General features: G+C 68.1%; 8 protein-coding genes and 2 tRNA genes. 6 read left to right on the forward strand and 4 right to left on the reverse strand.

From position 1 onward, the window contains the following. Window positions 1–9 precede the first annotated feature (9 nt). A complete protein-coding gene (locus tag ACZ5Z0_RS14470; RefSeq protein WP_464110795.1) occupies window positions 10–2,151 on the forward strand; it encodes an ATP-dependent DNA helicase UvrD2 in 2,142 nt (713 codons plus the stop codon). After that, entirely contained in the window at window positions 2,151–2,801 is a 651-nt protein-coding gene (locus tag ACZ5Z0_RS14475) for a M48 metallopeptidase family protein (RefSeq protein ID WP_464109024.1), read from the forward strand. The genes ACZ5Z0_RS14470 and ACZ5Z0_RS14475 overlap by 1 nt, the downstream gene beginning before the upstream one ends. 7 nt (window positions 2,802–2,808) lie before the next feature. On the opposite strand, the gene ACZ5Z0_RS14480 is transcribed toward ACZ5Z0_RS14475, so the two are convergent. Further along, a complete protein-coding gene (locus tag ACZ5Z0_RS14480) occupies window positions 2,809–4,263 on the reverse strand; it encodes a zinc-dependent metalloprotease (protein WP_464109025.1) in 1,455 nt (484 codons plus the stop codon). Window positions 4,264–4,498: 235 nt separating this feature from the next. Between ACZ5Z0_RS14480 and ACZ5Z0_RS14485 the strand changes: the two genes are divergently transcribed. The 4 genes from ACZ5Z0_RS14485 (at window position 4,499) to ACZ5Z0_RS14500 (ending at window position 9,203) form a co-directional block, all read left to right on the forward strand. Beyond that, window positions 4,499–5,656, forward strand: coding sequence for a YlbL family protein (locus ACZ5Z0_RS14485; protein ID WP_464109026.1), 1,158 nt, complete (start codon window positions 4,499–4,501; stop codon window positions 5,654–5,656). Window positions 5,657–5,740: 84 nt separating this feature from the next. Beyond that, window positions 5,741–8,755 (forward strand): UPF0182 family membrane protein, encoded by a 3,015-nt coding sequence (locus ACZ5Z0_RS14490; RefSeq protein WP_464109027.1) that lies wholly within the window; start codon window positions 5,741–5,743, stop codon window positions 8,753–8,755. A gap of 174 nt (window positions 8,756–8,929) precedes the next feature. After that, window positions 8,930–9,003, forward strand: a tRNA-Met gene (locus ACZ5Z0_RS14495). 123 nt (window positions 9,004–9,126) lie between these two features. Then, window positions 9,127–9,203, forward strand: a tRNA-Met gene (locus tag ACZ5Z0_RS14500). 70 nt (window positions 9,204–9,273) lie between these two features. Here the strand turns inward: ACZ5Z0_RS14500 and ACZ5Z0_RS14505 are convergent. The 3 genes from ACZ5Z0_RS14505 to ACZ5Z0_RS14515 form a co-directional block, all read right to left on the reverse strand. After that, window positions 9,274–10,698: a cryptochrome/photolyase family protein gene (locus ACZ5Z0_RS14505; RefSeq protein ID WP_464109028.1), complete on the reverse strand. Its 1,425-nt coding sequence runs from the start codon at window positions 10,696–10,698 to the stop codon at window positions 9,274–9,276. A gap of 95 nt (window positions 10,699–10,793) precedes the next feature. Beyond that, window positions 10,794–11,582: a PspA/IM30 family protein gene (locus ACZ5Z0_RS14510; protein WP_464109029.1), complete on the reverse strand. Its 789-nt coding sequence runs from the start codon at window positions 11,580–11,582 to the stop codon at window positions 10,794–10,796. A 115-nt stretch (window positions 11,583–11,697) separates the two neighbouring features. Beyond that, window positions 11,698–13,746, reverse strand: a complete 2,049-nt coding sequence (locus ACZ5Z0_RS14515) for a TPM domain-containing protein (protein WP_464109030.1) — start codon at window positions 13,744–13,746, stop codon at window positions 11,698–11,700. Between the last annotated feature and the right edge of the window lie 215 nt (window positions 13,747–13,961).

The raw sequence follows: 13,961 nt of genomic DNA on the forward strand, positions 1-13,961 counted from the left end.
GAATCCGGCATGCCGGCCGGCGAACCGCCCGCACCGGACACCCGATCCCTCGAGGAACGGATCCTGGGCGGCCTGGACGCCGAACAACGCGAAGTGGCCAGCACCCTGAACGGCCCCATGTGCGTGCTCGCGGGCGCCGGCACCGGCAAGACCCGTGCCATCACGCACCGCATCGCGTATGGGGTGCACTCGGGGGTGTACAGCCCGCAGCGGCTGCTGGCCGTCACCTTCACCGCACGGGCCGCCGCCGAAATGCGCAGCAGGCTCCGCGACCTGGGCGTCGGCAGCGTGCAGGCCCGCACCTTCCACGCAGCTGCGCTGCGCCAGCTCCAGTTCTTCTGGCCCCAGGCCGTCGGCGGCGCACTGCCGAACCTGCTCGACCACAAGGCCCAAATGATCGCCGAGGCCGCCCGCCGGCTGCGGCTCAGCACCGACCGGGCCTCCATCCGGGATCTTGCCTCCGAAATCGAGTGGGCCAAGGTGTCCATGCTCACCCCGGCCAACTACCTGGAAAAAGCCCAGGGCCGCGGCACCCCGGGCGGGTTCGACCTGACCGCCGTCGCCCGGGTGTTCCAGTCCTACGAGGACGTCAAGACGGACCGGAACGTCATCGACTTCGAAGACGTGCTGCTGATCACCGTGGGCATCCTGCAGGAGGACCCCAAGGTCGCCGCCACCGTGCGGGAGCAGTACCGGCACTTCGTGGTGGACGAATACCAGGACGTTTCGCCGCTGCAGCAGCGGCTCCTGGAACTGTGGCTGGGCGGCCGCGATGACCTCTGTGTGGTCGGCGACGCCAGCCAGACCATTTACTCCTTCACGGGCGCATCGCCCAAGCACCTGCTCGGCTTCAAGGGCCAGTACCCGGACGCCACCGTGGTCAAGCTGATCCGGGACTACCGTTCCACCCCGCAGGTGGTGAAGCTGGCCAACGAGCTGCTGGCCGGCCGCCGCAGCGGCGGCCCCGTGGCAGACGCCGCCTGGGCCGCGCCGCTGCAGCTGGTGGCGCAGCGGCCCGCCGGACCCGTGCCGCAGTTCACCGAATGCTCCGACGACGAGGCCGAGGCCGCCACCGTGGCGGTCAAGGTCCGGGCGCTGCTCGAAGCGGGCACGCCTGCGAGCCAGATCGCCGTCTTGTTCCGCACGAACGGCCAGTCGGAGGCCTACGAACAGGCACTCGCCTCGGCAGGCATCGGCTACCAGCTGCGCGGCGGCGAACGGTTCTTCGCCCGCAAGGAAGTCCGGGACGCGATCCTGCAACTGCGGGCCGCCACCCGGGCGGTCGCCGAAACCGCCGCGCCCGAGCCCCTCGGCCAGCTGGTCCGCGACATCGTGTCCTCCCTCGGCTACACCGACGCGGCGCCGCACAGCGGAGGCGCCCTCCGGGAACGCTGGGAATCCCTCGCCGCCCTGGTGGCCCTCGCCGACGAACTGGTCATCAGCAGGGGAGCGGAGTTCAGCCTCGCGGACTTCGTGAACGAACTGCAGGAACGCTCGCTGGCGCAGCACGCCCCGACCGTCCAGGGCGTGACCCTGGCGTCGCTGCACGCGGCCAAGGGCCTGGAATGGGAAGCCGTGTTCCTGGTCGGCCTGAGTGAAGGCCTGATGCCGATCTCCTTTGCGGACACCCCCGAGGCGGTGGATGAGGAACGCCGCCTGCTCTACGTCGGCATCACCCGCGCCAAGGAGCATCTGTACCTGTCCTGGTCCACCGCCAGGACCCCCGGCGGCCGGGCCAACCGCAAACCCTCGCGCTTCCTCGACGGGCTGCGGCCCGACTCGGTGGCCAGCTCCTCCGTCCGCGGCAAGGGGGCCGCGCCGCGCCGCAAGGCGGCAGCGCCGGCGTCGTGCCGGGTCTGCGGCAGCATGCTCTCCTCAGGCGCCGAACGCAAGGTGGGCCGGTGCAGCCAGTGCCCGCCGACTTACGAGGAACAGACGTTTGACGCGCTGCGGCAGTGGCGGAAGGCGGTGGCCCTGGAGGCCGATGTCCCCGCTTTTGTGGTGTTCACCGACGCGACCCTGACCGCGATCGCCGAGGCGCGGCCGGAATCCCTGGAAGAGCTCGCCAAGCTGCCCGGGGTGGGCGCCTCAAAGCTGGAAAAGTACGGCGAGACCGTGCTGGCGGTCCTGGTCGAAAGTTCCACGCTCTGATGGCCGGTGCCGTGAACCGCAGCAACACGCCGTTGACCACCGCGGACGGCGCACCCGTGGAGGTGCGCCGCTCGGCGCGCCGGCGCCGGACCGTGGCCGCCTTCTGGGAAAACGGCACCGCCGTCGTCGCTATCCCCGCGCACTTCAGCGGCGCGCAGGAGCGAGAATGGGTACACCGGATGCTGGAGAAGCTTCGCCTGCAGGGAACCCGCGGCCACAAGGCGGCGGGCAAGCGCCGCACCGGCAGCGACGCCGGGCTGGCGGCCCACGCGGCGGAGCTCTCGGCCAGGTATCTGGGCGGCCGGGCCGTCCCGACCTCGGTCCGCTGGGTGACGAACCAGAAGTCCCGCTGGGGCTCGGCGACGCCGTCGGAGGGGACCATCAGGCTCTCCCACAAGCTTCAGCCGATGCCGCAGTGGGTCATCGACTATGTGCTGCTGCACGAACTGGCGCACCTGCTGGTGGCAGCCCACAATGCGGCGTTCTGGCGGCTGCTGGCGGCCTACCCGGAAACCGAACGTGCCAAGGCTTTCCTGGAAGGTGTGTCCTTTGCCACCGCCCGCGGCCTCCCGGCCGGGGAGGGCGACGGCGTCGAGGGCACTGCCGACGACGTCGACGCAGCGGGCGAGCTCGAGGGCGCGGCCCGCTGAGTCGCCGTCAGGCCTTGGGGTTGCCGCCGTTCTCGCCGGCCCCCGGTTCGTCGCCGGAATCGTCAGTGGCGGGGCCGGAATCGTCCGTGCCGTCCGATCCGGCGTCGGGAGCCGCCGTGTCGAACCCGCCGCTGAGCAGCTTCTGCAGGGCGTCGTCGACTTCGGTGTCGCTGGCCTCGGCCAGCTTCCGGCGTTCGCTGAAGCCCTTCGGGTCATCCAGATCCTCCGCCGTGGGCAACAGGTCGGGGTGCTGCCAGATGGCGTCCCGGCCCTCCACGCCGCGTTCTTCCTTAAGCTGGGCCCACAGCGTGGCGGCCTCGCGCAGCCGGCGGGGCCGCAGTTCCAGGCCGACGAGGGACGAGAACGCATGTTCCGCCGGGCCGCCGGTGGCACGCCGTCGCCGGACGGTCTCGCGCAGCGCCGCCGCGGAGGGCAGCAGCTTCTCGGTGGCGGCGGCCGTGAGCTCGTCGACCCACCCCTCCACGAGCGCCAGGGCCGTCTCCAGCTTTTCCAGCGCCTGATCCTGGGCGGGGGTCCGCTGCGGCATAAAGACGCCCTGCGACAGGGCTTCCTGGATGCCCTCCGGATTGCTCGGATCCAGCTCGCGGGCCAGCTCCTCGATCTTCGAGGTGTCGATGTGGATGCCGCGGGCGTAGGCCTCGATCGCACCGAGCAGGTGGCCTCGCAGCCATGGCACCTGGACGAAGAGCCGGGCGTGGGCGGCTTCGCGGACCGCAAGGAAGAGCCGGATGTCGTTCTCCGGCAGGCTGAGGCCCTCGCCGAACTTCGCCACGTTGGCAGGCAGCAGCGCCATTTCCAGGTCGGCAAGGGGCACGCCGATGTCGGTGGAGCTGACCACTTCGGCGGAGAGGGCGCCGATCGCCTGGCCCAGCTGCATGCCGAAGATCGCCCCGCCCATGTTCTGCAGCATCGAGGAGGCGCCGCCCATCATGGACTTCATTTCCTCGGGCATCTGCTCGGTCATGGCGGAAGACAGTGCGTTGGCGATGCTGTTGGCGACCGGTTCCGTCAGCCGCTTCCAGGTGCCGAGCGTTTCCTCCACCCATTCGGCGCGGGACCAGGCCCGGCCGATCAGTCCGGTGGCGGGAAGTTCGGTGACCTGGTCCAGCCACAGTTCGGCAAGCCGCAGGGCTTCGTCGACCTCACGGGACTGAGCGGCGGTGACGGACGGGTCCGAACCGCTGGCGGCCACCCGTCGGGCATTCTCATGGGCCAGTTGCCAGTTCACGGGCCCGTCCGAGGACGCGCTCATCATGGCCTGCACCTGGGAAAACATCTGGGCCAGCAGGTTCGGGTCGTCCGGCAGTCCGGCGGCCTTGGCGAGCTCCGCCGGATCGATGTCCCCCATGCCCTTGCCGCCCATCAGGTTCTGCAGCATTTCTGCCAGCGGATCCTTGGGTTCGTCGTCCCCGTTGGACGGATTGAGTGGGTTAGAGGTCATGATCCCGCCGATCGTCGGTGTGACTGGTGCTCAAGTTCACGCTACCCCTCCGCGTGAGCGGCTGTCTTGCGAAACCCGGCCCCGTTCGCTGTCGGCAAAGAGCCCCGTGGGTGCCCGAGCGCGTAGTGTTAGAGGCTGGAATATTTGCAGGCTGCCGAGCCGGTTTCGGCCGCAGCCGCAGCGCCAGATTCCGGCCCCGAAAGTGGCCCAGGCGCCGGCACGGAGAGGTCCTTCATTGACGTTTACCCAGGGCGCACAGCCCCCCGGCGAAGCCGCCGCCCACGACGGCGAAGCCGCGCCCCACGACGACGGCACTAAGGCCCGCCAGGACGGTGGCGGGGGAGGGGACCGCCGCTCCTCCACCATGCTCGTCTCCGGCCTGCTGGCGCTGGGACTCGGCCTGGCCGCGATGACCCTCCCCGTCCCGTATGTGGTCGAATCGCCCGGCCCGACCTTCAACACGCTCGGCACGGACAACGGCAAGCCGGTCATCACGGTGTCCGGGCACGAGACGTTTCCGGCCAAGGGCAGCCTGGATCTCACCACCGTGTACGTCGACGGCGGCCCCAACGGCCCGGTGACCGCGTTCGAAGCCCTCAACGCCTGGCTCAACGCCTCCAAAGCGGTCTACCCGGAGGAACTGATCTTTCCGAGCGGCGTCACCAAGGAACAATCCCAGCAGGAGAGCGCCGTCGCCATGACGACGTCGCAGGAGAACGCCGTCGCCGCGGCGCTGAAAGAACTCGGCATCCCGTTCGAGCAGAAGCTGCAGGTGGCAGGGGTTCCGGACGGCTCGGCGTCCAAGGGCAAAGTCCAGGAAGGCGACGTCCTGGTCTCGATCAACGGCAAACCGATCACCGCCCTGAGCGTTGTCCAGAGCGAGCTCGCGGCGGGGAACGGCAAGCCGGTCACGGTCGTCGTCGACCGCAACGGCAGCCAGCAACCGCTGACGATCACGCCGAACAAATCCCAGGCCGGGCGCTACCTGCTCGGCGTCGCGCTGCAGTACAAGTTCAAGTTCCCCTTCGACGTCAAGATCTCCCTCGACAAGGTCGGCGGCCCGAGCGCCGGCATGATGTTCGCGCTCGGCATCGTGGACACCGTGACCCCCGGTGACCTGACCGGCGGCAAACACATCGCCGGGACCGGCACCATCACGCCCGACGGCGCCGTGGGGGCCATCGGCGGGATCGGCCAGAAGATGGTCGGGGCCAAGGCGGGCGGCGCGACCATGTTCCTCGCCCCGGCGGCCAACTGCGACGACGTCGTGGGCCACGTTCCCGCGGGCCTGCAGGTCGTCAAGGTGGAGAACCTTGCCGAGGCGCGGCACGCTGTTGAACTGTCCGCGGCCGACGGCGACATATCGGGACTTCCCACCTGCACCAGCAACTAGACTGACCCCGGAACTAAGCTCCATTGCCACTCGTGGCACTAATGACTCAATCCAGCACTGACGACCAGCTATGAGGTACCGAGTTTGTCCCGTCCCAGCACCGTCCCACCCGGAAGGCCACAGCAACGGCGAGGCGCCCTGACGCCCACCCTGATTGTTGTCGCACTCATCGTGGTCGGCTTCATCTTCTTCGCTAATGTCTGGACGGACGTCCTCTGGTACCGGCAGTTGGGCTACTTCGAAGTCTTCCTGACGGAGAACCTCGCGCGGATCACCATCTTCCTGACCGGATTCGCCGCCATGTTCGCCGCGATGTTCTTCGCGATCCGGATCGCCTACACGTCCCGTCCGGTCTACGCCCCCGACTCGGACGTCCGGGACAACCTCAACCGCTACCAGGCCCAGCTTGAGCCGATCCGCCGTGTGGTCATGATCGGCCTGCCGGTCCTGTTCGGCCTCTTTGCCGGCAGCGCGGCCGCCAGCCAGTGGCAAAAGGTGCTCTTGTTCCTGAACCAGGAGTCCTTCGGCCAGAACGACCCACAGTTCAACCTCGACATCAGCTTCTACCTCATGACGCTGCCGTTCCTGGGCTTCGTCACAGGCTTCCTGATCAGCGTCGCCATCGTGGCCGGCATCGCAGGGATCCTGACGCACTATCTTTACGGCAGCATCCGGCTGATGGAGCGCGGCGTCTTCACCAGCCGCGCCGCCCAGATCCACCTGGCGGTCACCGGCGCCGCATTCCTGCTGCTGCTCGGCGCCAACTTCTGGCTGGACCGCTATTCCGCCGTGCTCAACAACGGCGGCCGCTGGGCCGGCGCGCTGTACACCGACGTGAACGCGGTGATCCCCACCAAGGCCATCCTCGCCGTCGCCGCGGCCCTCGTTGCTGTGTTGTTCATTGTGGCTGCCGTGATCGGGAAGTGGCGGCTGCCGGTCATCGGCACCGCCATGCTGGTCATCACCTCGATCCTGGCCGGCGGCGTCTACCCCTGGGTGATCCAGCAGTTCCAGGTCCGCCCCTCGGAGCAGACCCTTGAGAACGAATACATCAAGCGGAACATCGCCATGACCCGTGCCGCCTACGGCCTGGATAAGATCCAGGAGAAGCGCTACGAGGCGACCACAAACGCCACCACCGGCGCCCTGGCCCCGGACGCGCAGACCACTGCCAATATCCGGCTGCTGGACCCGAACCTGATCTCGGACGCGTTCTCGCAACTCGAGCAGTACCGGCCGTACTACCAGTTCCCGAGCACGCTGAATGTGGATCGTTACGAGGTGAACGGCAAGATCCAGGACACCGTGATCGCGGTGCGCGAGCTGAACCCGGGCGGTCTCGCCACCAACCAGCAGTCCTGGCTGAACCGGCACGTGGTCTACACCCACGGCTACGGGGTGGTCGCGGCGAAGGGCAACAAGTTCACCGCGGACGGCAAGCCCGAATTCCTGCAGTCCGGCATCCCGTCCACCGGCGTGCTGGGCACCGACACCACCTACCAGCCGCGGATCTACTTCGGCGAAAACTCTCCGGACTACTCGATTGTCGGCGCCCCGGAAGGCGCCGCGCACCGCGAGCAGGACCGCCCGGCGGCCAAGGAAGGCGACGCCGGCACCCAGTACACCTTCACCGGCAACGGCGGCCCGAACGTCGGGAACTTCTTCAACAAGATCCTCTACGCGATCAAGTTCCAGTCCTCGGACCTGCTGCTCTCCGACGGCGTCAACGCCGAATCGCAGATCCTCTACGACCGGAGCCCCAAGGACCGCGTCGAAAAGGTTGCGCCGTATCTGACCGTGGATGGCAACGCCTATCCCGCCGTCGTCGACGGCAGGGTGAAGTGGATCGTGGACGGCTACACCACGAGCCCTTATTTCCCGTACTCGCAGCAGGAGCAGCTCTCGGACGCCACGAGGGATTCGCAGACCTCGGCGGGCCGAACCGCCGCGTTGCCGAGCAACTCCGTCAACTACATCCGCAACTCGGTCAAGGCCACCGTGGACGCCTACGACGGTTCCGTCACGCTCTACGCGTGGGATGACAAGGATCCGGTCCTGAAAGCCTGGCAGAAGGTGTTCCCGACGTCGCTGAAGCCCTTCTCAGAGATGTCCGGGGCCCTGATGAGCCATGTCCGGTACCCGGAGGACCTGTTCAAGGTCCAGCGTGAACTCCTGGGCCGCTACCATGTGACCAACGCGGACAACTTCTTCACCAACAACGACGCCTGGAGCGTGCCGAACGACCCGACCGTCAAGGAAGAGGGGGTCAAGCAGCCGCCGTTCTACATGTCGCTGCAGATGCCCGACCAGGACAAGCCGGCCTTCCAGCTGACCTCCTCGTTCATCCCGCAGGTGGTCAACGGGAATGCCCGCAACGTCCTCTACGGCTTCCTGGCCGCGGACTCGGACGCAGGCAACCAGAAGGGCGTGAAAGCGGACAGCTACGGCCAGTTGCGGCTGCTGCAGATCCCGCCCGAGGCCAACGTCCCCGGCCCCGGCCAGGCGCAGAACAAGTTCAACTCCGATCCCACCGTGTCCCAGGCGCTGAACCTGCTGCGGCAGGGTGCCTCGGCGGTGCTCAACGGCAACCTGCTGACGCTGCCGGTGGGCGGCGGCCTGCTCTACGTCCAACCGGTCTACTTGAAGTCGACCGGCGAGACCTCGTACCCGACGCTGCAACGCGTGCTGGTAGCCTTCGGTGACAAGATCGGCTTCGCGCCGACACTGGACGAGGCGCTGAACCAGCTGTTCGGCGGCCGGTCCGGTGCCACCGCCGGCGACGCGGCCAACAACGGCCAGACGCCCCCCACCCCGGCGCCGGGGACCACCCCGCCCGCCACCGGCGGCACCGACGCCAAGGCGGAGCTGAAGGCCGCCCTGGACGACGCCAACGGAGCGATCAAGGCCGGCCAGGAGGCCCTGGCCAAGGGCGACTTCGCCGCCTATGGCGAGCAGCAGAAGAAGCTCTCCGCTGCCCTGCAGCGGGCCATCGACGCCGAAGCCAAGATCACCACCACGACGCCGGCGCCCGCCCCCTCGGCCACACCGTCACCGAGCGGCAGCGCGTCGCCGTCGGCGTCGCCGTCGCCGAGCAAGTAGGCGGCAGCAAGACGGCAGCCGAAGGCCGGATTTCCCGTTCCGCTGGAGCGGGGAATCCGGCCTTTTGCGTTGCCCGGGGCGGTCGCGGCGCCGGGCTCCACAGCCGGGTGGGACGCACATCACGCCGCCCCGATTTGGCCTCCCGTTCACCGGCAGGTAAAGTTGATCTTGCGACGCGGGGTGGAGCAGTTCGGTAGCTCGCTGGGCTCATAACCCAGAGGTCACAGGTTCAAATCCTGTCCCCGCAACTGAGAAGAAGTCCGGAACACTGGAAAGTGTTCCGGACTTTTTGCTTTAACCGGCCCTGGCAGGGGAGGTGCGGGACCGTGGTCGGGGGCAGCAGCCAAAGTAGGGTATTGTTGATCAAGCGACGCGGGGTGGAGCAGTTCGGTAGCTCGCTGGGCTCATAACCCAGAGGTCACAGGTTCAAATCCTGTCCCCGCAACCAATGGCAGTAAGGCGAAGGCTCGGATCAGCAGATCCGGGCCTTCGTTGTTTCCCTGAACGTGTGGTGGTTCCTAGCCGTCCTTGAGCCGCTGGTACGTCTCCAGCGCCCGGGCGCGGGATTCGGGCAGGCCCACGATCGGCGCCGGGTAGCCCGCGGCCGCGCCGTCGGCCTTCCACGGTTCATGCACTGCCTTGTCGCCCAGCTTCGCCAGCTCCGGAACAAACTCCCGCAGGTAACGGCCGGCGGCGTCGAACTTCTTGCTCTGCGTGACCGGGTTGAAGATACGGAAGTACGGCGAGGCGTCCGCACCCGAGCCGGCCACCCACTGCCAGTTGGCGGGGTTGCTCGCGGCATCGGCATCCACGAGCGTGTCCCAGAACCAGGCCTCACCCAGCCGCCAGTCGGCCAGCAGGTTCTTGACCAGGAACGACGCCGCCGCCATCCGCACGCGGTTGTGCATCCAGCCGGTCTGCCACAGCTGGCGCATCCCCGCATCCACCAGCGGATAGCCGGTGCGGCCCTGCTGCCAGGCCTCCAGCTCGGCGTCCGACGGCGTCTGCCAGGCGAAGCGGTCAAATTCCGGGCGGTAGTTGCGGGTGGCCAACTGCGGGTTCTCGTAGAGCAACTGCCAGCAGAATTCCCGCCAGCCTAGTTCGGAACGGAAGACCCCGACGTCGGCGGGGGCGCCGTGCGGGAAGCGTTCCCTGAGCGCGTGCCAGACCCGGAACGGACTGATTTCGCCGAAGCGCAGGTGGGGGGAAAGCCTGCTGGTGCCTTCCATACCGGGGACGTCCCGTCCGGTGCCGTAGTCGGCCGCGGGACCGTCCAGGAAGTCCGCCAGGCGGCGGTGGGCCCCTGCCTCGCCCGGGGTCCATTCCGCGGCAAGCCCGGCGCTCCAGTCCGGACGGTGGGGGAGCAGGGCCCAGGCGTCCAGCGCCTCACCGGCGGGCAGTTCACCGGAGCCGTTCTGCGCCGGCGCCGGAAGCTGGTCCGGGGCGTCCAAGGGCTGCCGTGGCTCCGGTGCGTCTAGGCAGGCCTTCCAGAACGGCGTGAAGACTTTGTAAGGCCCGCCGGAGCCGGTGCGCACCGTCCAGGGCTCGAACATGAGGCTGGCCTGGAAACTGGTGGCGCTGATGTCCTGCCCGGCCGCCCACTCCTTGAGGCCGGAGTCTACGGCGCGTTCGGGGCCCCCGTAGCGGCGGTTCCAGAGCAGCCGGGTGGCGCCGGTTTCCTCTGCCACCTGACGGATGACCCGCTCCGCCGGTCCGCTGCGCAGTAGCAGGCGGGAACCGGCGGCCTCAAGGTCCGCGGCGAGGGACACCAGCGAGTGGTGCAGCCACCACTTTGCGGCGCCGCCCAGGGGACGCACGCCCGGTGACGCCTCGTCCAGCACGTAAACAACTGTGAGGGGTTCGCCCAGCGACGCTGCCTCCGCCACGGCGGGGTTGTCATCAAGGCGGAGATCATCGCGGAGCCACACAAGGGTCGAAGACATTTCTCCACGCTACTGGATCGGCGGCGGCCCGGTCATGCGCCCCGGGACATGGAAAAGACCGGGCACCATCGGTGCCCGGCCTCGCCCTCGGGGCGTTAAAGCTTGTCGAAGTCTGCTTCCTCCACCGTGCTGCCGGTGGTCGAACCGTTGCCGGCGCCGAGGGCCTGGGTTCGGCTGCCGGACTTGAGCGCTGCCAGGCGCGCCTCGATTTCGGTCTGTTCGCCGAGGTCCTCCAGGGAGTTGAACTGGGCGTCCAGGCTGGACGCGGCCAGTTCCTGCTGGCCGCGGACCTTGGCCTCCTCGCGGCGGATCTTCTCTTCGAAGCGGCCCACCTCGGAGGTCGGATCCATGATATCGATGCTCTTGAGGGCGTCGTGCACCTGGGTCTGCGCGGCGACCGTCTTGGATCGGGCCACGAGTTCGTTGCGCTTGCTGGTGAGCTCGTTGAGCTTGCCCTTCATCTGGTCCAGGCCGTGCTTGAGCTTGTCCACGACCTCGGACTGGGAGGCGATGCTCGGCCCAGCCGACTTCGCCTCGTTCTCCGCCGTCATTTGGCGCTGCAGGGCCACCTTGGCGAGGTTGTCGAACTTCTCCGCGTCCACCGTGTCGCCGTTGGCGCGGTACTCGTCGGCCTTGCGGGATGCGGCGAGGGCCTTGTTGCCCCAGTCCTGGGCGTTCTTGATGTCCTCGTTGTAGTCGTCCTGGAGCATACGCAGGTTGCCGATGGTCTGGGCGACGGCCGATTCGGCCTCGGCGATGTTGTTCGTGTAGTCGCGGACCATCTGGTCCAGCATCTTCTGCGGATCCTCGGCCTGGTCCAGCAGGGAATTGATGTTCGCCTTCGCCAACTGCGCCATACGGCCGAAAATGGACTGCTTAACCATGGTGTTGCCTTTCGTCCTACCCAGTGGTGGCCACTGGATTCGGTGAACAGTGAATGTACCGCTTCTACCCGCCGGCCGGAACGAGTCCGCCGGCGCCTAGTCTTTCACCGGCCTGCTAGAAACTTCCGGAGTCCCCGCCGCCGAAATCGCCGCCGCCGCCAAAGTCGCCGCCGCCTCCGCCCCAGCCGCCGCCGGAATCGCCGCCCCAGCCGCCGCCACCGCCCCAGCCACCGCCACCGCCGCCATGGAGGATGGAGTTGATCAGGATGCCGCCGAGGATGGCGCCGCCGAGGCCGCCGCCACCGCCGCCGCCGAACATTCCGCCGCGGCCGTACCCCTGGTTGGCGTAGCCGCCGAACTGGTCCACATCGGCCTGGGCCTGTTGGGCCGCCTGCGCGGCGAGCGAATGCGCCTGCTGGGCGTACTGCAGGGCGGTTACCGGGTCGGTGCGCGAGATGGACAGGGCGTAGTCGAGGTTGCGCTGCGCCTCGGCGAGCCGGGTGCGCGCCTCGGTGCCCACGCCGCCGCGGCGGGCGGTGATGTAGTCCGAGGTGGCGCTGATCTGCGCCTGGGCGGACATGATGCTCTGCTGCAGCGAGGCCTGCGCCCGGCGGGCTTGTTCCTGCTGGTCACGGATGCCGGTGAGGGCCGCATCGAGGGACTGGTGGGCACTCTCCACACGCGCCAGGGTGGTGATGGGGTCGATTTTGCCGCCCTGGATCTCGGCTTTGACCTGGGCCAGCGCGGCCTCCACCCCGGCCACTGGGCCGGCCAATTCCGGGTGCGCACCGGACTGGATCATCGCCCGCGCCTGGGCCAGGTCCTGGGAGGTGTCGACGACCGCGGTTTCCAGCCCGTTACGGGCTTCGTCGAGGTTCGCCGCCACCTTGGTGATGGCGCCGAGCAGCACGTTGGTCTGGTGCAGGCTCTCCTCCGCGGCCCGGACCGCGACAGCGGCGAGGCTGCCCTCGCCGGCGCTGAGCTTCTCCTGGGCCGTGGCGGAGGCGTTCTGGACAAAAGCCAGCCGTTCCTTGGCCTGGCCGATGTTGTCCGCCACCTGCGTCAGTGCGGTATCGGCGTATTTCGCCCGGAGACCGGTCAGGGACTCCTCTGCGGCGGCGATTTTGGCCTGGGCTTCCGTGGCGCCGGCGCCGACGGCAGCCAGCGCCTGCGGGGCGTTCTTCTCAAGCTCCCGCAGGGAGTCGAAGTCCGCTTTCTGCTCCTGGAGGGAAGACAGCGCAGCCTCGGACCGGCGGATGATCTCGCCGAGCCAGGTCCGCTGCTGCTCCTCGGTGTCCGGGATGTGGTCATCGAGCTGCTGCTGCAGTTTGAACGATTCGGACATGTGGGCCTTGGCGTCCTGCAGTGCCTTAGTAAAGTTCCCGACTGCGGCATCGCCGTATTGCGCCTGGGCGAAGCCAAGCTCCTGCTCGCTGGACTTGATGGCGTCGTCCGCCTCGATCAGCAGCGAGCCGCTCTTGCGGCGCAGTTCTTCGACGCTCAGTCCGGCCAGCGGGTCCAGGTCGGCACCCTGCGGGCCGTAGGCGGTGCCCCCACCCACGGCTGCCTTCTTGCGCCGGTTGCGGAGGTAAAGGTAGGTTCCCACACCGCCGGCGGCCACGACGCCGACGCCGACCAACACGCCGTTCCCGGCGTTGGCCCCCGAGGGGACCGATCCGCTGCCGCCGCCGGCGGCGTCGCCGACTGCGGCGGCGGTGTCGATCGCGGCCTGGGCAAAGTCACGCTTGCCCCCGGCCAGGTTGGCGACGATCGCATTCTGGCTGATGGCGCTGGTCTTGGAGTAGATGGCGCTGGCCGAGTTGGGGGAGAAGTAGTACTTGCCGTCGTCGGACATGGCAAGGATGACGTCGGCCCGGCCCATGCCCTTCTTTGTGGCGACAGCCTGCGACCACGATTTCGGATCGGCCGGATTCTCGAAAGTCTTCACGGTGACCACATACAGGTTGTACTTGTGGTCCTTCAGGAGCTTCTGGATAGCGTCCTGGACCTCGCCCTTGCGGCTGCCCAGCACGTTGCCGCTGTCCACGATGTTCTGTCCGGAAGGGATGGCCACCGGGTCTTCGGCGAGCGCGGGAGCGGCGGGGAGGGCCAGCAGTCCGGCGACGCCGAGAACGGCGAGGAATCGTTTCATCATTGACCGCATGTGCAACCCTTCAGCACTTCTGTGACCGGATCGGGCCGAACCGGTCGTCTCAGAACGCAGCAGCGCCCCCACGCAGGTGTAAAGCCGCAGGTCGCTGTGGCAATTCCATTTGATTCTATGGTGCACCCCAGAGGGCGTCCACCGCGGGGAATATGCCACCAGCGAAACGCGCTGAACCCAGCGGGACGGCAATTCACAAGGCCTCCCACCACGGG

This window comes from Arthrobacter sp. T2-23 (genome assembly GCF_055398325.1).

What these genes read in the sequence shown, in the direction of transcription:
- ACZ5Z0_RS14480 (WP_464109025.1), bottom strand. Translation starts at nt 4,263, where the DNA reads ATGACCTCTAACCCACTCAATCCGTCCAACGGGGACGACGAACCCAAG.
- ACZ5Z0_RS14510 (WP_464109029.1), bottom strand. Translation starts at nt 11,582, where the DNA reads ATGGTTAAGCAGTCCATTTTCGGCCGTATGGCGCAGTTGGCGAAGGCG.
- ACZ5Z0_RS14470 (WP_464110795.1), top strand. Translation starts at nt 10, where the DNA reads ATGCCGGCCGGCGAACCGCCCGCACCGGACACCCGATCCCTCGAGGAA.
- ACZ5Z0_RS14505 (WP_464109028.1), bottom strand. Translation starts at nt 10,698, where the DNA reads ATGTCTTCGACCCTTGTGTGGCTCCGCGATGATCTCCGCCTTGATGAC.
- ACZ5Z0_RS14475 (WP_464109024.1), top strand. Translation starts at nt 2,151, where the DNA reads ATGGCCGGTGCCGTGAACCGCAGCAACACGCCGTTGACCACCGCGGAC.
- ACZ5Z0_RS14515 (WP_464109030.1), bottom strand. Translation starts at nt 13,746, where the DNA reads ATGCGGTCAATGATGAAACGATTCCTCGCCGTTCTCGGCGTCGCCGGA.